At 63.6% G+C, this 22295-nt stretch carries 17 protein-coding genes; 8 read left to right on the forward strand and 9 right to left on the reverse strand.

Annotation, left to right across the window (positions count from 1 at the left end; genetic code table 11):
• Positions 1-4: 4 nt before the first annotated feature.
• Positions 5-1318, forward strand: a complete 1314-nt coding sequence (locus Pla111_RS01075; RefSeq protein ID WP_146570540.1) for a DUF1501 domain-containing protein — start codon at positions 5-7, stop codon at positions 1316-1318.
• The gene (locus tag Pla111_RS01080) at positions 1315-3255 is read left to right on the forward strand and encodes a hypothetical protein (protein ID WP_197524650.1); all 1941 of its coding nucleotides are present in this window, start codon (positions 1315-1317) and stop codon (positions 3253-3255) included. The genes Pla111_RS01075 and Pla111_RS01080 overlap by 4 nt, the downstream gene beginning before the upstream one ends.
• On the opposite strand, the gene Pla111_RS01085 is transcribed toward Pla111_RS01080, so the two are convergent.
• From Pla111_RS01085 to Pla111_RS01105, 5 genes are all read right to left on the reverse strand, one after another.
• The gene (locus Pla111_RS01085; protein ID WP_146570544.1) at positions 3225-4217 is read right to left on the reverse strand and encodes a magnesium transporter; all 993 of its coding nucleotides are present in this window, start codon (positions 4215-4217) and stop codon (positions 3225-3227) included. The genes Pla111_RS01080 and Pla111_RS01085 overlap by 31 nt on opposite strands.
• A gap of 63 nt (positions 4218-4280) precedes the next feature.
• Positions 4281-4724, reverse strand: a complete 444-nt coding sequence (locus tag Pla111_RS01090) for an ATP-binding protein (RefSeq protein ID WP_197524651.1) — start codon at positions 4722-4724, stop codon at positions 4281-4283.
• A gap of 83 nt (positions 4725-4807) precedes the next feature.
• Complete coding sequence (locus Pla111_RS01095; RefSeq protein ID WP_146570548.1) at positions 4808-5161, reverse strand: STAS domain-containing protein; 354 nt, start codon at positions 5159-5161, stop codon at positions 4808-4810.
• A gap of 138 nt (positions 5162-5299) precedes the next feature.
• Positions 5300-5590, reverse strand: a complete 291-nt coding sequence (locus tag Pla111_RS01100) for a hypothetical protein (protein WP_146570550.1) — start codon at positions 5588-5590, stop codon at positions 5300-5302.
• Between the two features lie 193 nt (positions 5591-5783).
• Entirely contained in the window at positions 5784-11213 is a 5430-nt protein-coding gene (locus tag Pla111_RS01105; protein ID WP_146570552.1) for a S8 family serine peptidase, read from the reverse strand.
• Positions 11214-11825: 612 nt separating this feature from the next.
• Between Pla111_RS01105 and Pla111_RS17075 the strand changes: the two genes are divergently transcribed.
• The 4 genes from Pla111_RS17075 to Pla111_RS01125 all read left to right on the forward strand — a co-directional run bounded on the left by Pla111_RS17075 (position 11826) and on the right by Pla111_RS01125 (position 16386).
• Positions 11826-13205: a BBP7 family outer membrane beta-barrel protein gene (locus Pla111_RS17075; RefSeq protein WP_197524652.1), complete on the forward strand. Its 1380-nt coding sequence runs from the start codon at positions 11826-11828 to the stop codon at positions 13203-13205.
• A gap of 272 nt (positions 13206-13477) precedes the next feature.
• Entirely contained in the window at positions 13478-14848 is a 1371-nt protein-coding gene (gene hflX / locus Pla111_RS01115; protein WP_146570554.1) for a GTPase HflX, read from the forward strand.
• Positions 14845-15639 (forward strand): SDR family NAD(P)-dependent oxidoreductase, encoded by a 795-nt coding sequence (locus Pla111_RS01120; protein WP_146570556.1) that lies wholly within the window; start codon positions 14845-14847, stop codon positions 15637-15639. The genes hflX and Pla111_RS01120 overlap by 4 nt, the downstream gene beginning before the upstream one ends.
• A 45-nt stretch (positions 15640-15684) precedes the next feature.
• The gene (locus tag Pla111_RS01125; RefSeq protein ID WP_146570558.1) at positions 15685-16386 is read left to right on the forward strand and encodes an RluA family pseudouridine synthase; all 702 of its coding nucleotides are present in this window, start codon (positions 15685-15687) and stop codon (positions 16384-16386) included.
• 55 nt (positions 16387-16441) lie between these two features.
• Here Pla111_RS01125 and Pla111_RS01130 read toward each other — a convergent pair whose 3' ends face one another.
• Entirely contained in the window at positions 16442-17956 is a 1515-nt protein-coding gene (locus tag Pla111_RS01130; RefSeq protein ID WP_146570560.1) for a hypothetical protein, read from the reverse strand.
• Between the two features lie 224 nt (positions 17957-18180).
• Positions 18181-18504, reverse strand: coding sequence for a thioredoxin (trxA, locus tag Pla111_RS01135; RefSeq protein WP_146570562.1), 324 nt, complete (start codon positions 18502-18504; stop codon positions 18181-18183).
• A gap of 346 nt (positions 18505-18850) precedes the next feature.
• Between trxA and Pla111_RS01140 the strand changes: the two genes are divergently transcribed.
• Both Pla111_RS01140 and Pla111_RS01145 read left to right on the forward strand, forming a co-directional pair.
• Positions 18851-19408, forward strand: a complete 558-nt coding sequence (locus Pla111_RS01140; protein ID WP_231930540.1) for a thioredoxin family protein — start codon at positions 18851-18853, stop codon at positions 19406-19408.
• A 339-nt stretch (positions 19409-19747) separates the two neighbouring features.
• Positions 19748-20518, forward strand: a complete 771-nt coding sequence (locus Pla111_RS01145; protein ID WP_197524653.1) for a hypothetical protein — start codon at positions 19748-19750, stop codon at positions 20516-20518.
• A gap of 34 nt (positions 20519-20552) precedes the next feature.
• Here the strand turns inward: Pla111_RS01145 and ilvE are convergent, their stop codons facing one another.
• Positions 20553-21407, reverse strand: a complete 855-nt coding sequence (ilvE, locus tag Pla111_RS01150) for a branched-chain-amino-acid transaminase (RefSeq protein ID WP_146570567.1) — start codon at positions 21405-21407, stop codon at positions 20553-20555.
• Between the two features lie 125 nt (positions 21408-21532).
• Positions 21533-22294, reverse strand: a complete 762-nt coding sequence (locus Pla111_RS01155; protein ID WP_231930542.1) for an ABC transporter ATP-binding protein — start codon at positions 22292-22294, stop codon at positions 21533-21535.
• Position 22295: the final 1 nt, after the last annotated feature.

Below are 22295 nucleotides of genomic sequence, written 5' to 3' on the forward strand. Positions count from 1 at the left end.
CCCCATGCAGCGTCCTCACAGCATCAGCCGACGCGATTGGCTAAGGCACAGCGGCCTAGGGCTGGTTGGGGCGAGTCTCAGCGGCTGGTTCCCGCGACTTGCACAAGCTGCCGCCGCGACCGGACTCGCCCCGCGTCGGCAAGCGATCCTGCTGTGGATGGCCGGGGGACCCAGCCAGCTCGATACATTCGACATGAAGCCCGACCACGCCAACGGCGGCCTCCTCAAGGAAGCCGCGACGAACGTTCCCGGGCTGCGTTTTAGCGAACATCTGCCCAAGCTTGCTCAGCAGGCCGATCGTCTGGGCGTCATCCGTTCGATCGTTTCCAAAGAGGGAGACCACGCCCGCGCAACCCAGCTTGCGCGCACCGGGCACGCGCCCGGCGGGGAGATCGACTACCCCTCGATCGCTTGCTCACTTGCGGGGGAGCTGCCCGCACCGCGTGACGGGCTACCGCCGCATATCGCGATTGCTTCCCCCGCTTTTGCTGCTGGCGGTTTTGGACCGGGCTTCTTGGGCCCGCGCAGGACCCCCGCCGCAGTAGAAGCTCGGCAGGCAGCATCGGAGGGTTATGCGTCGCTCCAGGTCGAGAATCTCGATCTGCCCGGCGGCGTCGATGCCCAGCGCTTCGCGCACCGCGAACGGCTCTGGCAAACGCTCCAGTCCGAGTTCTTGCACGATCAGACTACCGGCGCTCTCGCCTCGCATGACGGCCTTCATCGCGAAGCCATCAAGCTGATGCAGGGCTCGGCGCGGGAGGCGTTTAACCTAGACGCCGAGTCGGCGGTGGTTCGCGACGCCTATGGCCGGGGGCGTTTCGGGCAAGGTTGTCTGTTAGCGCGCCGGCTCATTGAACGGGGCGTCCCTTTTGTCGAAGTAACGCTGGGCGGGCAAGACCTGGGGTGGGACACTCATGCCGACGGCTTCCGCCAGGTTCAGCGGCTCTCGGAAGAGCTCGACAACGGTTGGGGGACTTTGATGCAAGAACTTGCCAGCCGTGGGTTGCTAGAAACGACCACCATTTTGTGCATAGGTGAATTCGGTCGCACCCCGCGGATCAACGATGCGGGCGGTCGCGATCACTTCCCTGATGCTTGGAGTTGTGTGCTGGGCGGCGGCGGCGTGGCGGGGGGCCAGGCCTACGGCAGCACCAGCGAAGACGGCATGACGGTGGTGGACGGCAAGGTTAGTGTGGCCGAAGTGCTCGCCACGTTTGCCGCGGCTTTGGGAATTGATCCGGCAACCGAGAACGTTGCGGGCGGCGATCGGCCGATCAAGATCTCTGAGGCCGAGCCGATTGCGGAGCTGCTCGCGTGAGCGATCGCATGAGCGGCTCATCGGGCGTGTGGGTAGGCCGCCGCAGCGGCCTACTCGGCGTGCTTGCTAGTGGGGTGTTGTTCTCGCTGGTCGGTTGCGGCTCGTCGCCCCCGCCGGCTCCTGCGGTGACGCCCCAGCAGAGCGAACGGCCTCAGTCGTCTTCAAAATCCGCAGCGGTACCGGATGCCACGGCAGAGGCGAATTCGCAACTGCCTGCGAGATCGGTCGCTCAAGAAGACCCGCCTGCCAGCGCGCAGGCGACGACGATCAAGCCCGAGCGTATTGTTCTGTTTACGCCCGATGGTCCGCTCCTCGTCGATCTTGTGCTTGCGATCGACGGACTTCCACAGCAGCAGGCTGTTCGTGAATTTGCGGCAGCGCTAATCGAGGCGGTCGATGCCAACCACGATGGCAAAGCCGAGTGGGGTGAGCTGCAAAACACGGAAGTTCGCAGTCGTCTGGCCGTGCTTGGAGAACAAACTTTTGACGACACGGCGTTGAAAGATGCCCGCCGCAACTTCGACTCCGACGGCGATGGCATGCTCGATCCGGAGGAAGCGCTTGCTTGGCTCGAGCGCAGCGCAGATAGCGTAGCGCCACGCATGCTGCCTCGACTGACCGGCGACCGGGCCTTTGAGCCCGATCCACGTGGTGCCACGACTTGGGGGGTGCTGGATGCTGATGCCGACGGGCTGCTTTCGACGGATGAGATACAGAACGCCCCGCAGCGGCTGTTTGGTCGCGACGCCAATGATGACCTGATTGTCGCCCAGCAAGAGATGCTGGGACTCAACGACTTGCAGCGGCAAAGAGAGCAGCAGCTGGGTCAGGAACGCACTGCGCCCGTGGGGGCGGCTTATCGCGCGGGCCTGTTTCTGCGGACCGACAGCGATCCGCTTGATGTGCGTTCGGCTCTGACCTTACTTGTCCCGACCGGCATTGTGGCCCGGAGCACTTTTGCCGCTGCCGCACCCTTATTCGACCGTCTTGATCGCGATGCGGATCAGGCACTGCGCGATGAAGAGTGGCGTACACTAGCAACGCTTCCGCCAGCGATCCGCTGGGAGGTTTTCTATCGCCAATCGGTCTACGATCAGCCCGATCAAGCTTCGCGTTCCGAGGTAAATCGAGCCCCGAGACAAGCAGCGTCGCTCGAAAGCCGCTGCGAGCTTGTGACACCCCACGATGTTGATCCGGCGATCGAGCTGCAAGCGGTCACCGCGAACGGTTTTGGCGCGCAGTTGCCACGCGGCAAGGTGGCTTTTGTGGCGATCGATAACGCCCGCGATCTCGGGGCAGAGTATCAGCCGCTGTTGGCGGCTCTTGCCAACGACACCGATGGCAAACTAACCCGCGCCGAGTATCAGGCGCTGCAGAGCGGTCGGGGAGCGGCTGACTTCGAGCAATTCGGAGCCGGCGCCGACAACGCCCTCGACGCCGAAGAATTGGACGCTTACCTGCGGTTTGCCTCGGCGCGGTCGCGACTACCAATCGGGGTGACCGTTACCGCCGGAGATGATCCGCTCTTTGGGGTCCTCGATACCAATGGTGACAAGCGACTGGCCGAACCTGAGTTGGCGGTAGCCGTCGAAAAGTTATTCGGCCTTGCCGGGCAAGATGGCGTGCTTCAGCCTCGTGAGGTGCCTTGGCAGATGAATGTTACCGTGCTCCGCGGTGCCGCGGGTCTCAACCGCTACATGGAAGGGCCCGTTGCGGGCAGCGCACGCCCCACGTCAGCAGTAGCGCCACGCTGGTTTCGCGGTGCCGACTACAACGGCGACGGTGTCGTGAGCCGCCGTGAGCATGTCGGTCCAGCGAGCGCCTTTTTAGTGCTCGATCACGACAACGACGGTTTCGTGACCCTGGATGAGGCCCTCGCGAGCACCGCCGCCACGGCCCCAGAGATTTACAGCAAAGCCGCGGCGAGCGATAAGTAGGTCGCCAGCGTCGCTAGATCGGTCAGCGTTAAAGTGATCGGTCCAGCGGCGATGCGTGGGTCGGTTCGCAGCATGTGCAAAGTCAACGGCACGAGCACGCCTAAACCGGTTGCAAGCGTGACGGTCGTAGCAATCGTTGCCAGCAAGCAGACCGCCAAGGCGCTGTCCCCCTTCCAGAGCACCGCCACTCCGGCAATGGCGGCCGCACAGGCAACGCCCAGCAAAGCTCCGACCGGCAACTCGTGGGCGATCGCCCCGAGAAGCCGCCGGAAACGCATGCGCCCCCGGCTGTGGTGCGCTTGCAGCGTCAGCGTCAGTGATTGGATGCTGACACTTTCCGCGAGGGCGAGAACCACCGGGATAAAAGCGGCGACCGCAACAGCGCGGGCCAGCACTCCTTCAAAGGCGTCCGCCACCACTGCCGCGGCAAGTCCTCCGCCGACGTTGCACATCAGCCAGGGCAACCGGCGGCGGAAAGCCGCTGCCGGCGTCGCCCGGCGGACCTCCTCCAGACGAACACCGATGATCTGAAAAAAATCGTTCGCTTCTTCCTCTTCCGCGTCGTGCAGTGCGACTGTGCTCATCTCCTCGGCGTAAACATGCACGTCAACCACACCGACCATGCGTCCCGCTTGGTCAATCACCGGCAACGCTAGCAGGCGGTGCAAGAGGAAGAACTCACAGGCGTCGGCCAAAGTGGCAGAAGAGGGCAGGCTGACAACCCGCTGCACCATGATCTCACGCACCCGCTGATGCGGTTCGCTGAGCAGCAGGGTGCGAGTCGGTAGCACGCCTACAAGTCGCTCTTCATCATCGACCACGTAGAAGTAGAGCACGCGTTGGTCGATGTTCGATCGCCGCGCCTCGACAAGCGCATCGGCCACCGTCAGCCCTGCCCCGACCCGGATAAACTCGGATCGCGTGTGGAGCAGTACATTGTCTTCTAAGTGAGCGACGGCCACAGCGCCCTCCTCGGCGCACCCGGCGGAGGCGCGAATCGCTCACGCCGCCAATCCGAGCAAGGGTTATTCGTCTTCCGTCGGCGGCGGGCGGTAGCCCCGCTGGGTGGCGACAGTAATACGATTGCCTCGCTCGTTAAACGAAACCTCTTCCATGTAGGCGCGAATCAGAAGCATGCCGCGCCCGCCGAGCGCCTCAAGATTTTCATCAGCAGTGCAGTCCGCAACCTCGGTCGGGATGAACCCGTGTCCCTCATCTTCGACCGACATCCAAAAACGCTCAGCGCTGACTCGGCACAAGACCTGAACCTTTTTTTCAGGGTCGCTGCCGTTGCCGTGGCGGATGGCATTGGTGAGCGTTTCTTCCAGCGTCATCTGCACGCCGAAGTAGTCTCTCCCGTCCCACCCGAGCTGCGCTAGGTGAGCGAGTACCTCGTTCAGCAGGGGCAAGTGCGCGCCGAGTCGGCTCTCGAAACGGGCCTCGGTGGTCCACGCCCATTCCCCGGTCACGCTCAGTTACCTCGCACCCGGTTAATGGCGTTAGGGGGTTCGAATGGGGGGGCGTGAACGCCCCAGATGGCCTGGGAGGGTGGCTACAGCACCGCGAGAGCGTCCGCCTCGTCATCCTTAATCGTAAAGAGCTTCGTGAGCTTGGTGATCATGAAGACCTCGTAGATCTCGGGCCGAATGTTGGTCAGCACGAGCTTGGCCTTCTTGCCACGCGACTTCTTCTCAAAGCTGATCAGTTTGCCGAGCGCCGCGCTCGACAGGAACTCAACCTCGCCGAAGTTCAGAACGATCTTTGCGCGATTGTCACGCTCGACCAGGTCGTAGAGCTCTTGGCCCAACTCCTGGATCTCTTGTTCGTCGATGATCTTGGAGTCGTTGAACGTGACGACCGAGATGTCGCCCGATTCGTTGATGCTGATTCGACGCGGCGTGCTCATCGGCGGTACGGCTTTCGAGGCGGGGACCTGGGCGGCGGCCCAGCGGTCGCGGGGACCACAGGCCTGGAACCGACCGATCCTATCGCTCTGCTCACCGGTGTCAACGCGCCCCGCTGCCGGAGCGGGATTTGGCCCCGCCTAACCGGGTCGTCTCATCACTAGGCTGTGAAAAAAGAGAACCGCACCGATCGATACCAGCGACCAGCCCAGCCAGTCGGGCGGGCGGACAACCTTGGGCGGCAGGTTGGCCGGCAAGGCGGGAGTAGCACCGGCCATCGCCGCCAGGGGGTCGGCGCTGGCCATGGCGCGTTGCGCTAAAAAGCGCGTCGCCTCGGGAGTCAGCTCATAGGCCTGCACCATCCGCAGCTGCATTCCCAGCAGCACCAGGATGATGGCGAGAAATAGAAACTGGTTGCGATTCATTTCCATGAGAATGCCCTCCTGCCAGAACCGGCGGAGCCGCGATGCGGAGAACGCACGCGGTGGCTCTGGGGCTGCCTATAAGATCGGCTCCGCAGGCGGGTCGCGCCCCGCCCGAGCGGGGCGCGACAACCTGTGCGGATCATTCTCATCGTAGGGCCCCCATCAGGCCCCCCGCGGGGGCATCCGCAGGGGGGCGGGGTTAGCGACGCCCGGCGCGGGCGACTTGCAGCCTCGCCACCCGTCCCGCAAGCACTCCGTCGCTCCATAGCCCGGCGTCGGCCAGAGCCTCTTCGACGGCACCCTCTTCGTCGGGCTGGTCAGCGATAACGGTGAGAAGAGCGTCTTCTATCTCAGCCAGACCACTCGCAGAGAGCAGGAGCAGGGCCGAGTCGGTCGCGTCTTCCGGGGCGACGGTCTCCGTGATCGCGGAGCCGGTCGAAGTCGAGAGCGAGAAGCCCAACGGATCCACCCCGAGCAGTGCCGACGACAGCAGGGGCCCGCTCGACGAGCCCGCCAACGCCAGCGCGGAGGTCGTGGAACGGGGCAGGAGATAGTCTTCCACCTCGCCAGCGATCGCTTCGCCCGTGTAGCCGATGTTGAAGGGTCCCCAGCGGAACCGAGCCGCCAGCGTGGTGGCGGTCGTGTCCACCGCGGCCGTCACGATGGCCGCGATTCTGGTTGTCGTCCCGGAGCTGAGGCCGCGGTTGACGAAGAGGTGTTCGCCAGCGTCGTCCCAGTCGCCGTCGTCGTTGAAATCGACCCAGGCGTTGAGCGAGGCACCCTGTCCGAAGGCGAGAATATCGAATTCGATCAGCCCGCCGGAAACGATCTCGGTGGTCACTAGCGTGACGCCATCATCAAACGCGTCGGGGATCTGGGCGTCGATTTCCTTTGTGACGCCAGCTCCCAAACGGATCGGATTGGGGGCCCCGATGTTCGCGCGGTGGCGGGCACCATCCTGGGCAAAGAAGACCGGGAAACGCGGATCGTTCAGGCTGCCGTAGTCGAACACCACGTTGTCGATCAGCGCGAAGTTCAGGTTGTTGAGCACCTGTCCGCTACCCGCGACACCGTTGTACTCGCCCGAGAGAGGATTCTCAAAGTTAACAATCGCGGGCACGCCGGCATCGACACGCACGCTGTAGGAACCGTTGACGGTTTGGATGAGCGTGTAAGCCCCGGCGGCGTCGGTAATGGCCAGGGTCTCGGTACCGGAGTCGAACAGATTGTCGCCGTCGGCGTCGAGGAAGATCGGGATGCCGGCGAAGCGCGCCTCGCCCGCGTCGGGCACGCCGTTGTCGTTGACGTCGTCGTAGGCGACTCCGCTAAAGATGGCACCCGCCCCGGGGGCAGCACCGGCGATCTTCAAGCGGAAGTCGGCGTTGACCGTGCCATCGGCAATGAGCGTGACGGTCTGCATGCCGGTTGCCGGATCGAACGCCTCGAAGGCGGCGGGGATATCCCCCAGGTCGATCGAAACGATCTGCATCTCGCCCCCGCCCACTTCGGTCCGGCGGAGCGAGTAGACGCCGTTGGCGTCGGTCGTGGCGGTCGCGATCTGCACGCCCGTGCCGTTATCAAACTCGATCGCAACATCGACGCCGGCCACGGCGAAGTCCGAGCCATCGAACACGTTGTTGTTGTTCGCATCCACGTAGACGCGACCAACGATATCCGCGCTGGACGGTTCAGGCGTGAGCAGGAAGTTGACGTCCTTGATGATCGTGCGACCATCGCCCGCTCGGAACCCTTCGTCAATAATGTTGACGCGATAAGAAGCCGATGTCCCCGCCGGCGTGGCGGTAATCTCGCCATCGATTCCGTTCACCAATCCTGAGTAGTCGGAGCGGTAGAGCCGATCGTTAAGCGCCGACGTCTGCGAGGCACCGCGGTAATCGGTCAGCGAGATGTCGTAGCTGAAGACGGGCACGACCTCGACACCGTTGACGATCCGTTTGTTGGCGTCGAACCACAGGAAGTAATCCTCAAATTGTAGATCGACCGTTCCCCAGCCGCCGAGCAGATCTCCTAGTTCACCGTTGTTGACGCCACCGTCCGAGCCATCGTATCCGTTCACCCAACCCGAGGGGCGTGAGGTGGCTCCCCAGTTGTTCAACAGCAGATTCAGGTCACCGTTGTTAACGCGGCCATCGGCATTAAAATCACCGCGGAGCGGTCCGGCGGGCAGCGCGGGGGCTTCGGGCGTGGCCTCCACATCGAAGTAATAGTTGCCGTCGCTACCGGTGGTGAAGAACTGCTCTTTGCCGGTCTGGGCGTCGGCGGTGCCGACGATATTGCCGGCGAAGTCGTAATAGGTGGCGTACTGCTCCGCCACGACCGTCACGCCCGAGGCGAAGCTCTCTTGGCTGTAGTCGAAGTTGCGGTAGCGGACGTTCTCCTCAATCGCGGTGGTGGGGTTGTCCGTTACGAAGCTCGTATCGGCGGTGAAGAACGCGTTGGTAAAGAGCGGGTCCAGCAGCGCTTTGACGCGGGCGATGGCAGCGGTTTGCTCTGGAAGCAGCGGGTCGAGCGCGCTGAGCTCTCCCAGATCGATCAGCTCGTAGTCTTGCATCGAGATCACCAGATACTCGAAGCGGGTTCCCGTGTCGGGGTCCTCGGTCACATAACGATTATCGCTGTAGGTGACCGAGTCCGTTTCGTCATCCAAAACGAACGTGAGTCGCGCTGAGTAGTCGTTGTCCGTGGTGCCGTCCATGTCGGCGTCGTCATTGCGATCGAGATCGATATCGAGCGTCGCGAACTCAACGTAGCGGTTGAAGTTGAAGTTTGAGTCGAGATCCAGGCCGGCGATGTCCTGCTTGTTGTCATCGATGCCGATCTTGCCCTGGATCCGGTTGCCTGTCGCTTTGGTGCCGTGGATGCTGACCTCGATCTGACCGCCGAAGAGAACCTCGCCAAAGCCGTAGTTCTCGACAACGAGGCTCCAACCGCCACCGTCGGCGCTGAAGAGCTCGCCCCAGTGCCGGTTCGAGGTCCAGGTCCAAGCCTGTCCGCCAACAAATGCCGACTCGGAATCAACAGCGCCGACGTTCTGTATGTCTGAACCGGGGATGCTGTTGGGAATGAGGTGCGGTCCAACGAAATTGTCGATGACCTCAATCGAGGGGCTCAGGGCGCCCTGCACTCCCTGCGGGTTGCGATTGATTTGTAAACGATTGTCAACGGGCTTGCGCGCGGCGTTGAGTTCCGATTGCGTGCCGTCGGGGGCGACGAGCGTTAGACGCAGGTGATCAATATCGCCCGACTGGATCGTCGTCCGAACTTCGATCCACTCGATCGAAAGATCGCCGTTTTCGATGCTCGGATCGAACGGCAACGTAATCGTGTTACCACCGCGATTCGAGTTGAATTCTCCCGCCGCGGCACGCGACCCATCGGGATCGTAGAACGGAGCGTTGGTGATGACCTCGCCGATGGGGGCATCGTTTATATCATTGATGACCTCGACTTCAATGCCCTTGGTGTATTCGTTGTAATACCCCGTGTTGAGGTCTTCGAGGGAAAGACCGCCTGGGATGTAGAGGTCGGGCGTACGCGTATCGAGCGGCGCGAGAACCGACGGTTGCAATCGAAACGAAGCCGTGCCCCCGAAGATACCGGTCGTTACGGTGGTCTCCGAGCCGAGCCGTTCGGCGTTGCCGTTGGCCTTCCAGGCAGCCGCCATCGAGACGGCGAGGCCCGCGTCGAGCACGCCGTGGGCGTAGCCGGTTTCTTCCAGCGCGGCACCATACCCCCAGCTAACGGTTGAACCGGCCCCATTTTCGAACACAAGCGGCGTGCGGTCGGTGATGGCCGGCGTCAGTAGCCCGAAGGTTCCCTGTAAACCGCCCGCTTGGAGATTACGAATCGAGAAGGGTGCAAAAACGTACAGCGGGACAGGAGGGGCACCCATCATATTGGGATTGGGCACCAGATTGGGATTCAGCGGCACCATCATGTCGTCTTCCGCGACCGCTTCCATGCTGATATCAACCGGATCGATCTGATTCGCGCTCAGCAGACGGAAGTCGATGCTGTTGGGGTTACGGAAGAGCAGCGCCGGATCGTTCGTGCCGTTCTGGTCAGGCAGGATCGCGTTCTCGATCTCGGCGGTGTTCGGATCGTCGTCCGTGTTGATGTCGTAGTAGAAATACTGCGGAACGGTGCGGGTGTCTTGGAACACCTTCAGGCCGTTTACCACCCACGACTCGTCGAACTGGTCGTTCTGTCGCGAGGACAGCACGAGAATCTGCTGCACGTCGCGGTAGCTGAGGTTCGGGTTGACCTCCAGCATCTGCGCGATCACGCCCGCCACGAGCGCCGCCGAGGCCTCGGAACCGCCGAAGGTCGAGGTGTAGTTGGTGTCGGTGAAGAAGTCGCCGTCCGGGTCAAACGAACCGATCGCGGGGCCGTTATTGCCGTTGGCGCCGGTCAGGTCGGTCGTCAGCAGGCCCGAGTTCAGTTCTTGGCCCGAGGTGATATCGACCTGCCGTGTTCCCGAGGGGGCGACCAGCAGCACGTTCGTGCCCATCTCTTTGTAGTCGCGTAGCGCACCAGAGTTGGGGTCCTCGATGCGGCCGTCGAAGTCGATCGATCCGACCGCAATCGTGAAGCGCGAGTTGGCCAGTTCGTCGTACTGACTCGAAGCGAGACTGCCAACGGGATCGAACGCGAGGTTCGCGTTAGCCCGACCGCCATCGTTGCCCGCGGGGACAACGTGGATCGTGCCCAACGCGATAACTTCCTCGGGGTCGATCACGTTATCGCCATCAAGGTCGTTCCACACGGCGCGGCCGCCGGTGGCCGTCTCTTGCAGCGCTTGGCGAATCGCTGGATCGAGCGGCACGATCTGACGCGGATTGATGCCGTCGGGGCCGTTGGGAAGCTGCCACGCGCCGGTGTGGAGAATCACATCCGAAACATTCTGCGGATCGATGCCTTTGCCATCGATCACCCCGTCGCCGTCGATATCGATCGGTACCAGCCGCGGATCGTTCGGGTCGAGCAGGATGTTGCCCGTGTTGAAGCGGATCGACTGCACGATTGCCGCCACATCGGCCGGCAGATCGAAGTCGCCCGTTCCGGGCACGAGGCGTACCGGAACGATCTCTGCGCCATAGGCAACACCGACTACACCACCGCCATTGTTCTCGGCACCGATCAGACCGGCGAGCGCTGTGCCGTAATAGTCGGAAAGGTCAAAGCCGATCCCCGGGCTGGTGTCGGAAGGATCGAGAGAGACGAGGTCCAGGTCGCCGAAGCCCGCGGTGCGGAACTGGTTGATGAGGTCGGGGTGGTCGAGCTGGAAAGCCCCGCTAACGATCACCACTTGCGTGCCCGCCCCGGTGGCGAGCTGCCAGGCCGGCTGCACATTGATGTCTTCACCCGGGACGGCGAGCGTCTGTGCGGCGGTGGGGGAGTTCGGGTTGAACTCGGTCGGCTGGCCGTTAGCGAACAGCCACCACTGGTTATCGAAGTAGAGGTTGCCGATCGGGTCGGTCGCCATCATCTGGCGCGGTTCGAGCGTCTCGATCGACCGACGGCGCGGTGCCTTGCGCAGCGGCGTGGCCGGCTTGCTCGCGAAGTAACGGAAGGGGGACTTGCTGTGTGAGCGACGGGATTGACGCACGGCGAGGTCCTAAGCGATGGCTGCTGTGGGGGATGTTGTTCCGAAAGAAAAGGGACCCGAGCCGTCCGAACCGCCGGCTCCCCAAAGGGGCCAGACCGGCGCGGGTTCTCAAAGTCCACGTCGCAGGGGCTGCTTCTTCTCCCCTGCGGCTCCCGTCCACGCGGAAGGGCCCGAGGAAGGGCAGGCTCGGCGACGCGCCTCAATTCTCAGCGATTCAGTCTAATGGCTTCGTTTCAGGTTGGCGCGTTATTGCCATCTGGGATAGCGGCGCTAGTTCTAGGCCCGGAGCGAACCGGCTCTGTCACGCGGAATTTCGCCGCAAAATGCGCAGAAGCCCCAAACCTACAAGCACTTGCAGGCTAATCAGCCCGCCCGTTGCGGTCAATTTCTAGAAGCCTCGGCCCCCCAATCGGGGGCTAATCGGCGCAAAACTTTGACGGCTGTGACGAAACGACTGGCTGTAGCGGTCGCAACGCTCCGATAAACATTCCCGGACGACCGGTCTGGCGCGATTTTGGCGTGTCGATCGTTCGGAGCCCACAGAAGACCATGCCGGAAGCCTTGGCCGCGAATCTCGCGTAGGCCGGGCTCAGTTCGGGGGAAGCGATAACGATGCGTAGAGCAACGACCGGTGCCGCCCTAGCGGCCCTTGCCTGCCTAGGACTCGGCCAGGCCGACGCCCAACCGCAAGGGCTCCCGCCGCAAGGTGTGATGAGCCCCTATGTGACCGAAGGCCCGATGGTCGACGCGCACGGCGACCCGGCTGTGATGCCGGCATCGTACGGAGCGCCGTGCGGACCGGGCTGTTATGGCCACGGGGGCGGAATGGGCGGCGGCATGCCATCCGGAATGGGTGGCGGCATGGGCATGCCCTGCGGACCCATGGACGGCGGTATGGGTGGCGGAATGGGCGGCGGCCCGGCGAGCCTCGGTGCCTTCGGGCCCGGTGCGGCGATGAACACTGAACAGTGCGGGCCGCACTACTTCGACTTCGCCGCCGAGTACGTCCAGTACACGCTCAACGACGATGTGTTGGGCGGATCGACCGTCTTCTCCACGTTTGGTTTCGCCAACACACCGGGTGACGTCGCGAATCAGCGCGCCATCACCGGCGGCGATCTCGATGCCGGCACCTCCAACGGATATCGGCTGATCGGCCGCTTCGATGTGGGGGCTCTCTCGGTGTTTGAGGCTTCTTACACCGGTCTCTACGGAGCCAATGCGGAAGCCGTGGCGCTGGGTGGCTCGGCTAATCCGAATCCCGCGACGCAGACCTTGTTCTCCGTCTTCAGCGGTTTTGGAACCGCCATTACCGGGCCGGACGCTCCTAACCCTTCGCTGGGCGGTGACTTTGAAGAAACCGATAACGCTCTGGAGCACCGCCTGCGGTACGAGTCAGAGCTGCACACCGGCGAACTGAACTTCCGCCGCTACTGGGTGGGCTTCAATCCGCGGGTGAGCGGCACCTGGCTGGTTGGTTTCCGGTACACGAGCCTGGAGGAGTCGTTGGGCTTCTACTCGCGGGCCGCGGTGGGCGCCAATCCGCCGAACGTTGCGGGCACGCCCAAATCAATCAACGCCGTGTTCGAGGCCGACAACCGCTTGGCGGGTGTGCAGGCGGGTGGCGATGGCTGGATCACGGTGCTGCAAGGCTTCCGCGTTGGCGGCGAGTTCAAGCTGGGCCTAATGAGCAACGACTTTCAGGTCAGCGCCGCGACGGCCGCTTCAGACGGTACGCCATCGTCCGTGCTAGGCTTCGAGGGATCGGAAGTCGCGTTCCTGACCGAAGCCAAGCTCATGGGCGTGGTGAACCTCACCCCGAGCCTGTCGCTTAAGGGGGGGTACGAGCTGCTATACATCAGCGATGTCGTGCGGGCTGGTGAGGGCTTCTTGACCGGTGCCGGGCCCTACAGCACAGCCCCCCCGGTCCTGACGAATGACGATGAAGTCTTCTATCACGGCTGGCACGTGGGTGGCGAGTACATCTTTTAGATGAACCTTCTGCCGGCTGCGAACGTCACAACAACACCCGTCGGGAAGGTTTTTCCGACGGGTGTTTGCGTTGGCGGACCCCCCAGCAACCGCCGAGGGAAGGGGGGAGCGACGCTTCTGGATAGCCAGCCGTCAACGCCGACCTATACTGTTAACAGTGATACTAGAGGTTGCAGGCCGGGTGGTGTTCGCTGGTAGACCCGTTCTGCTGAGCAGGCGACGCCTCGCCTGCCACGTTATTGAGGAACCCCTTAGGAACCGAATCAGCGCCTATGGAGATTGATCGTAAGCAGGGTGTCGCGAGCGAGACGGCGGTCGTGGTGGGGGTTCACCTGCCCGAGCATCCGACCCTGGCCGAAGAGCCCCTGGATGAATTGGCCGGGCTCGTGGAGTCGGCCGGTGCGGAGGTGGTTGGCCGACTGTATCAGCGGCGCGAAACCCCGGACATGACCACCTACATCGGCAAGGGCAAGCTCGGCGAGCTGAAGCAGCTGGTCGAGGCCAGCGAAGCCGACATTGTGGTCTTCGACAACGATCTGTCCCCCGCCCAGATCCGCAATCTGGAGGAAGGGGTTGGCGTGAAGGTGCTGGATCGTACGGAGCTGATCCTCGACATCTTCAGCACCCGCGCTCAAACGCATGAGGCGCGTCTGGCGGTCGAACTCGCCCAGCTCGAGTACTCTCTGCCGCGGCTCAAGCGGATGTGGACGCACCTGTCGCGGCTCAAGATGGGCGTGGGCATGCGTGGCCCGGGTGAGAAGCAGCTGGAGACCGACCGCCGGCTCGTCGAGAAGCGCATCTCCGATCTCAAGCGAGAACTGGACAAGGTCCTCCACCGCAAAGAACGTGAGGTGGCAGCGCGCAGCGACCGGATGACCGTTTCGCTCGTGGGCTACACCAACGCCGGCAAGAGCACGCTGCTCAATCGGCTGACGGCCTCCGATGTGTACGCCAAGGACCAGCTCTTTGCGACGCTCGACACCCGCACGCGTCGCTGGCAGCTCCCCGACTGGGGGCCCGTGCTCATCAGCGACACCGTCGGCTTTATCCGCGACCTGCCGCACCGCTTGATCGCCAGCTTCAAAGCGACGCTCGAAGAGGCCCGGCAGGCCGACCTGCTGCTGCATGTTGCCGACGCCAGCAGCACGGCCGCGATCGATCAGATCCGGGCGGTCTACGATGTGCTTGCGGAAATCGGTATTGAACAGAAAGACACCCTACTGATTCTCAACAAGGCAGACACCGCGGACGACGCTCAGCTCACGGTGCTCGAACGCCGGTATCCGGGTTCGGTGCGTGTTAGCGCTCGTACCGGGGCGGGGCTGGATCGGCTCTGTTTGGCGGTCAGCGATGCCCTCTCCGCGGGCTTTATCGAAGCCGACGTCGAGACCTCGATCGGCAACGGGCGTTTGCTGGCCTACTTGGCCAAGCACGGGGAGATCCTCAGCCGGACGTTCACCGAGGATCGTGTGGTGGTGCACTGCCGCGCACCTCAGAAGTACCTGGGGCGGATCGCGCCGGAAGAGGCGGAGGTCCGGCCGCGTGTGCGCGACCACGGGCATCACCCCGCTCCCGCCCCCAGCCCCGCCCCGCTCAGCGAGGGGCCAATCGATCGTGATCCCTCGTTGGAGGATGTCGCGTGACGCGACGACTCCGCGGCGACTTGGCCGGCAAACGGGCGCTGGTCACGGGCGCTTCGAGCGGGATTGGTCGAGCTTTGGCGGTGGAGCTAGCACGTCGCGGCGCGAGTGTGGTCTGCCTGGCCCGCCGAGCCGAGGAACTCGCCCAAACCGCCGCCCTGGTTGAGAACGAGGGAGCCTTGGCGGTTCCCGTCGTTGGCGACGTGACCGACGCCACCTATCGAGCCGCGACGCTGGCCGCCGCCGTTTCTCGGTTGGGGGGCCTCGACCTGCTCATCAACAACGCTGGTGTGAGCGCTCACGGGCGCTTTCACGAGTCCTCGGTGGACCGGCTCCGCCAGATCGTGGAAGTTAATCTGTTTGCCGCCGCGGAGCTGATCCACGCCGCGACCCCGCTGCTCAAGCAAGGCCGCGATCCGGCCGTTGTGAATATCGGTTCGATCCTCGGCTGGCGGGGCGTGCCCCATAACGCCGAGTACTGCGCGAGCAAGTTCGCTCTGCGAGGTTTCAGCGAAGCGATCCGCCCCGAGCTCAGCCGGATTGGTGTTCATGTGCTGCATGTTTCACCAGGAACGGTTGCGACGCCGTTCTTCGACCATCTGATCGAAAAGCAAGCGGAACTCCCCTGGGCGGCCCGTCGTGGCGAGTCGCCCGGCCGCGTGGCGCGGCTGACGCTCGACGCGGTCGCCCGCCGCCGCAAGGAGCTAACAATCGGCGTCGGCGGATGGTGGCTGGTCCAAACCGCCCGGCATGCGCCTTGGCTGCTCGACCTGGTGATGCGACGCTATGGATAGTCTTGCACGGGTCCTCTCGCTCCGCTCCAACCCCCGCCCGCTCCGTTGCCGCTCGATATCCTTTACGAAGATGGCCCGGTGCTGGTCGTTAACAAGCCGTTTGGTCTTTTAACGCAGGCCCCCCGTGGTATCGACAGCCTTGAGCTGTGGGTGCGCGAGCACTTCCGCCAGCGCGATCAGTTAGAGGGCGAATTCTATTGTGGCATCATCCATCGGATTGATCGGCCGGTCACCGGAGCGATAGTCTTCGGACGCCATCTACGGGCTACGCAGCGCCTCGCTAAGCAATTCGAGGAACGCTCGGTCGGCAAGACGTACTGGGCGCTCGTTGAAGGGCGCGTGACGCCCGACGAGGGGACCTGGATCGATTGGCTACACAAGCGGCACGGCATGGCGCAGGCGATCGTGGTCCCCGAGGACGATCCACGCGGGAAAAAGGCGATCTTGCACTACCGCGTGCGGGCCGCAACTGACCAGCAGAGCTGGCTGGAGATCACGCTCGAAACCGGCCGCACGCACCAGATTCGCGTTCAATCGGCCAGCCGCGGCCACGCGATTCTTGGCGACACTCAGTACGGGGCGACCAGCGGTTTTGGCCCCGACTGTGCGGACGAGCGCGACAAGCAGATCGCTCTGCACGCGCGCTCCTTGTCGTTTCGTCACCCGATGCGTGACGAAGCGGTTGAGGTCCTCGCACCGCTGGGCCCGGCTTGGTCAGCAGCGGGGATGGATCTTTCTGCCGGCTGAAATCGTGAAGGGTCGGTCACCAGCTTGCGGGAGGGCTAAGCTGCGGACGTAAGGGCTAAGCGGCGGCCCGCAGCCTTGGCAGCGGCGGTGCCGCGGCCTCTTGCTGATCGCTCAACTCGCCCAGCAGGCAACGGATCTGGTCACGGTAGTCATCACGCTCCGCGGCCCAGTGGAGCTCGCTTCGCTCGAACTGACGCTGCTGGCGGTCGAGCTCTTGTTCGCGGTCCTGGAGCCGCTGCGCAACGCCGCCCAGTTCCTCGTAGCGGCGATTCGCCCATTCTTCCAGAGAGATGCGACGGCGGTCGAGCTCCGCAAACTCGCTTGCAAGCTTGTCGGCCGCGTCACGCAGGTCGCCGCGGCTTTGTGAAATCTCATCCAGCGTGCGGCCGTAATGGTCGGCAAGCTCGCCGCGCACTTTCGCGATCGAGCGGGTCAACGCCGCCGGGGCGAGCAGTCCGGTGAGCTGGGCCCAAGTTTCTTCGGTCGCGAGTCGCATCTCGAGCACGTCGCGCTGTGTCTGCTGCATCTCGGTCTGCATCTGACGGAGCGCTTCCTCGCGGCGGTCAAGTTCGGCGTCGCGCCGTTCCGCGGTTTCGTTGATCGTCCGTGCGTCGGCTTGCCAGCCGGTACGCTCCGTCTCGAAGGCCTTTCGGTCGGCTTCGAGGGCCGCCTGCGCTTCGTGTTGCCGGGCCTCTAGCTCCGTTCGTCGGCGCGCGAGCTCGTTGCGCTGTTCGAGCAGCACCCGCTCGGATTCGGCGAGCCGTCGCTGGCGATCCGCCACCGCGGCCGTGCGTTGTTCTAGCTCGTTGAGGCGGCTTTCGGTGACCCCCAAACGCTCGAAACGCTCGAGCGCCGTGGCGATCTCACGAGCGCGGACCGCGAGGCGCTGTTCGCGATCGTGTAGCGTCGCCTCTTGGTTCTTGCGTCGCTCTTCCAGTTGAACGAGTTCGGCGTGCCGCAGGTCTTGTTCCGTGCGCAGCCGCTTGATCTCGCGGACCTGCTCGGCTGCCGTTTCACGCTGCTTCTGCTCGGCTTCGTCGCGTTGGTTGAGCGCTGTCTGCCTGGCGTCGAGCTGGGCGACACGCTCGCCGAGCGTGGCCCGCTCGGTAGCAATCCGTTCGGCTTCTTGGTCGAGTGTCGCCTGACGAGCGTCGAGCGACTTATGTCGTTCGGCGATCTGCTGGAGGGCCTGCGAGCCATCGAAAGCAGGAGCACTCGCTTCGCGCTGCTCGATTGCTGCCTCGCGCCGCTCCAGGTCGGCTTGTTGCTCCGCGAGCCATTGCCGGGCAGAGTTAAGCTTGGCCGCCACTTCGGCCTCTTGGCTGGTGATCGCTTCGACGCGAGCCGAGAGCGAAGCCTCCTGCTGCTTGAGCCATTCGGCGAGTTGCTGGGCCTGGCCTGCGATCGGCTCCGCTTCGTACAGCGAAAGCGGCTCAACCTCGGCGGCTTGGCCGGATAAGACGGGGGCGGGTTTGAGAGCCGAAGCGCTAGTGGGACGCACCGTGTGCGGTGGGTCGATCCGTTGTTCGCGACCGGCGGGCTTGCCAGCGGTTTCTTCAGGCGGCGTCATCCGAAGCGACTCCAACGCGAGGAGGTTGCTAGCTTGCTCGGAAGCGCGCAACCCGACTAATCGATAGGTTCCCCCCTATCGGAACTCTTCGGCCGGGTTGGGCACCGAGCTTGAGGCCAATAAGCAAGCGGGCAGCGGCACCATGACGGCACCGCTGCCCGCGCGGGGTCAAATGCTGATCGAGATAGCTGTCGCGCTAGCTAGCAAGATGACTAGGCCGCTGGTCAGACCTTGGCGGCGTCGATCGCCTCTTGCAAGCGAGCCTTCGGCTGCGGGCCGACAAAGCGATCAACGACTTCGCCGTTTTTGAAGACCATCAGCGTCGGGATGCTGCTCACACCGTAGCTGGTGGCCGTTTCCAGCGCGTCGTCGGTGTTGATCTTGGCGATCTTGGCGGAGCCGACGTTGTCGCCGGCGAGTTCTTCGACAAGCGGCGCGATCTGGCGGCAGGGGCCGCACCAGGGAGCCCAAAAGTCGACCAGAACGGGCTGATCGCTTTGCAGCACTTCTTCGGCAAATGTGGCGTCGGTGACTTCGAGCACGCCCATGACGCACCTCCTAAACTGTATTGAACGGGGACGAATCGAGGCGGTTCCGGGCCCAGCGGCCCGAACGTCTCGTGGGGAGTAAGCAAAACCAGAGAGACACGCCACGGCTGTTGGGCCCTGCGAGGGGACCTAAAGCTTGACTGAGCGTGATTTTAGGGGGGCATTCGCAAACGTCAACGAGCCGACGGGGCGGCACTCGGGCGACGGATTGGCTGCGGGGGCGTCCCGTTGCGAGACCAGCCCCCGCCCGCCATATTCGAGATTTGACGCTTTCCGATGGCCGGCGAGCCGACGCCAGCACCCTTAAGACGCAAGCGAGGCCCTAATGGTTCGTACGCCCAGCACGATGTTACCCCTCGGCACGCCGGCCCCCGATTTCTCGCTCGTGAATGTCGATGGGACGACCGTCTCGCGCGACGATTTCGCCGGGGCACCCGGATTGTTGGTGGTCTTTATGTGCAACCACTGCCCCTTCGTGATCCATCTGGCCGACGCACTCTCCGCCTTTGCCGCCGAATACCAGCCCAAGGGCCTCGCGATTGTCGGCATCAGCTCGAACGATGTCGGCGGCTATCCGGCCGACTCGCCCGAGCAGATGGTGGCTGAGGCCGAAGCGCGGGGCTACGTCTTTCCGTACCTCTACGACGAGACGCAACAGGTGGCCAAGGCGTACCGGGCCGCGTGCACGCCCGACTTCTTTCTCTATGACGCAGATCAACGACTGGTCTATCGCGGGCAGTTCGATTCGACCCGCCCCGACAGCGGGCAGCAGCCGACCGGCGCTGATCTGCGCGCCGCGTGCGACGCCGTGCTGGCCGGCCAGCCCGCCCCGGAAAAGCAATTGCCCAGCATCGGCTGCAACATCAAATGGCGCCCCGGCAACGAGCCCGACTACTTCGGTTGAGAGTCCGACAAGGTTTTCTCTTTGTTCTGAGCCGTTGTCTGATTTGTCGTCCCTACCTACAGCAGGCTGAGGCTGTCATTAGTTCGGGCTGAAGTCTTGTCTCGCTGAGATCGACGCTCGAATCGTTTCGAGCTGATCGAATACGAGCGGAAAATTCTACAGACAGCAACCTCGCAAACCCTCTCGCTTCGCACTCCGCTCATCGCATCCCGCTTCGGGCATGCTAGCACTTCTCGCCAGCAGCCTTTGGGTTCGGTGTTGGTTGCCCGCCGGGGGGCTGCTACCGTTCGGAAGCTAACTCAGGACTTCCGCCATCGCACAAGGACGGCCGGCGACGCCATGCGCACCCTTTTTACGCTCCTCTTGATGCTTTCTGCGGCCGCGTTATCGAGCGCCGCCGACTTCCGGATCGAAACCCGCGTCTACGCCGCCGGCGAGAGCGAGCCGGTCAGCCAGAGCGTGACGCTCTTTGCCGACGGGATCGCCTACGACTTCCGCGACCGCGATCATCGCGTCACGATCTTCCGCCGGGGCATGGGCTCCAAGCCGGGCCGGTTTGTGTTGCTAGACACCAACGGCGAGCGGCGCACCGAGATCGGTGGCGAGCGTGTCGCGGTTGTGATGACCAAGCTTCAGCGGTGGGCTGCGCTGCAGGACGATTCTTTCCTGCGGTTCGTCGGCGATCCAAAGTTTGAGGAGTCGTTCGACGCCAGCACCGGCGAGCTTCGTCTAGTGAGCGATCAGCTCTCATACCGGCTTGTGACCATGCCCGTGGCCAACGAAGAAGCGATGAAGGAGTTGCGATCGTTCCTCGACGCCTTTTCGCAATTGCACACGCTGCTCGAAGCGGGCCTCCCGCCCGGCCCGCGGATGGAAGTCAACCGCGTGCTGGCACGCCGGAGCGTTGTACCGGTCGAGGTTGAACTCTATTCGGGAGAGATCGATGGCGAGCCCAGCCTGCGAGCCGATCACCTGGTGACGTGGATTCTTTCGCAACAGGACCGAGCAAAGATCGATCTGGCGAACGCCCAGCTGGCCGAGTTCGAGGAGGTCGATAACGCCCAGTTCCGCGGCAAGCCGGGGCACGTGCTGGCCTTGGACCACAAGTGATCGCCGGGGCCTGACGCCCACGGGGTTCTGGGAATTAAGCGCGGACAACCTCGGTGAAGCGGGCTTCGAGCCGCTTGGTGATGGGGCCCGGAACGCCCGTGCCGATCACGCGGCTATCGACCTTCACAACGGGGATCACCTCTGCGGCGCTGCCGGTCAGGAAGCATTCGTCCGCGATGTACACGTCGTGCTTGGTGAGCGCATCCTCGCGAGTCGGCACGCCGACTTCGGCGGCGATCTCGAGCACCACTTGGCGGGTCACACCCCCCAGGATGCCGGCGTCCAGCGGCGGGGTAAGCAGCACTCCCTCTTTGACCAGGAAGATGTTATCGCCCGTACACTCGGCGACCTCGCCCTTATGGTTGAGCATGAGCGCCTCGACACAGCCGGCGTGCAGCCCTTCGATCTTGGCCAGAATGTTGTTGAGATAATTCAGCGACTTGATCCGCGGGCTGAGCGCCGCCGGATGATTGCGAATGACACTCGAGGTGATAATCTCGAGGCCGTTCTCGTAGTACTCGGCCGGATAGAGCGCGATCGTGTCGGCGATGATAATCACCTGAGGATTCGAGCACCGGTTGGGATCGAGCCCCAGCGTGCCCGCACCGCGGGTGACGACCAACCGCACGTAGCCCTCAGTCAGCTTATTGGCGGCGACCGCGGCGTTGGTTTGTCGGGCCATTTCTGGCGGGTCGATCGGAATCGCAAGGCAGATGGCCCGCGCGGACTCATAAAGCCGCTTCAAGTGCTCTTCGAGTCGGAAGACCTTCCCGCTGTAGATCCGCATGCCCTCGAATACGCCGTCGCCGTAAAGCAGGCCGTGGTCAAAGACACTGACGGTTGCTTCAGCTTTGGGGACAAGCTTGCCGTTGATCGAGACGAGACTCATAGCAGACGAGCAGGGGCGTTGGCGGAGAGAGGGGGCGCGAGGGGGGCAAACGTTTAGAGGGCAGTTTACTTGCCGTCCGCGGGGCCGGGCAGGCCCTGTAAACCCCGTGTCTGTGCGGCAAGCTGCTAGGCCTGACGGCGTCGGTCCGGGGTGCCGGTCGTTTCGACACGTCCCTCGACGAGGGTTACTTGGCGATCGGCGGCTGCGGCGATCGCGGCATCGTGGGTGACCATCACGACCGTCAAGCCGTCATCCAGGTTCAGGCCCCGCAGCAGTTCGATGACCCCTTCGCCGGTTGAACGATCAAGGTTGCCGGTGGGTTCATCCGCGAGGAGCAGCCGGGGCTCGTTCATCAGGGCCCGGGCGATCGCCGTGCGCTGCATCTCCCCCCCCGACAGCTCACGCGGTTTGTGGAGCATCCGCGATCCCAGACCGACCCGCTCGAGCAGTTCCGTCGCGCGGGCACGCAGCGCTTGGCGGCGCGACCAGTAGGCGAACACCCCGTGGCGGACCATCGCCGGGGCCAGGACGTTTTCCAGCGCGGTCAGCTCGGGCAGCAGGTGGTAAGCCTGGAAGATCATGCCGAGTTCGGCGTTGCGGAGCCGATCGCGAGCAGACCGGGGCGCGTTATCGACCCGCTGGCCTCGGTAAAGAATCTGGCCTTCGTCGGGCGCATCGAGCGTGCCGAGCAGATGCAGCAGCGTGCTCTTTCCGCTTCCCGATTGCCCCACGATCGAGATCATCTCTCCCTCGTAGACGCACAGATCGACGCCACGGAGCACGTTCAGCGCAACGCTTGCTTTACGGTAGGTCTTGCGGACGTCACGCGCTTCGATCAGCGGAGCGGTGGCAAGTGAGCTCATCGGCAAGACTTCGGTAAGAGGCATC

Origin of the sequence: Botrimarina hoheduenensis, assembly GCF_007859815.1 — a bacterium.
GTDB lineage: Bacteria > Planctomycetota > Planctomycetia > Pirellulales > Lacipirellulaceae > Botrimarina > Botrimarina hoheduenensis.

What these genes read in the sequence shown, in the direction of transcription:
- Pla111_RS01155 (WP_231930542.1), bottom strand. Translation starts at nt 22,294, where the DNA reads ATGCCTCTTACCGAAGTCTTGCCGATGAGCTCACTTGCCACCGCTCCG.
- Pla111_RS01140 (WP_231930540.1), top strand. Translation starts at nt 18,851, where the DNA reads ATGTTACCCCTCGGCACGCCGGCCCCCGATTTCTCGCTCGTGAATGTC.
- Pla111_RS01075 (WP_146570540.1), top strand. Translation starts at nt 5, where the DNA reads ATGCAGCGTCCTCACAGCATCAGCCGACGCGATTGGCTAAGGCACAGC.
- Pla111_RS01130 (WP_146570560.1), bottom strand. Translation starts at nt 17,956, where the DNA reads ATGACGCCGCCTGAAGAAACCGCTGGCAAGCCCGCCGGTCGCGAACAA.
- Pla111_RS01145 (WP_197524653.1), top strand. Translation starts at nt 19,748, where the DNA reads ATGCGCACCCTTTTTACGCTCCTCTTGATGCTTTCTGCGGCCGCGTTA.
- Pla111_RS01095 (WP_146570548.1), bottom strand. Translation starts at nt 5,161, where the DNA reads ATGAGCACGCCGCGTCGAATCAGCATCAACGAATCGGGCGACATCTCG.
- ilvE (WP_146570567.1), bottom strand. Translation starts at nt 21,407, where the DNA reads ATGAGTCTCGTCTCGATCAACGGCAAGCTTGTCCCCAAAGCTGAAGCA.
- Pla111_RS01100 (WP_146570550.1), bottom strand. Translation starts at nt 5,590, where the DNA reads ATGGAAATGAATCGCAACCAGTTTCTATTTCTCGCCATCATCCTGGTG.
- hflX (WP_146570554.1), top strand. Translation starts at nt 13,478, where the DNA reads ATGGAGATTGATCGTAAGCAGGGTGTCGCGAGCGAGACGGCGGTCGTG.
- Pla111_RS17075 (WP_197524652.1), top strand. Translation starts at nt 11,826, where the DNA reads ATGCGTAGAGCAACGACCGGTGCCGCCCTAGCGGCCCTTGCCTGCCTA.
- trxA (WP_146570562.1), bottom strand. Translation starts at nt 18,504, where the DNA reads ATGGGCGTGCTCGAAGTCACCGACGCCACATTTGCCGAAGAAGTGCTG.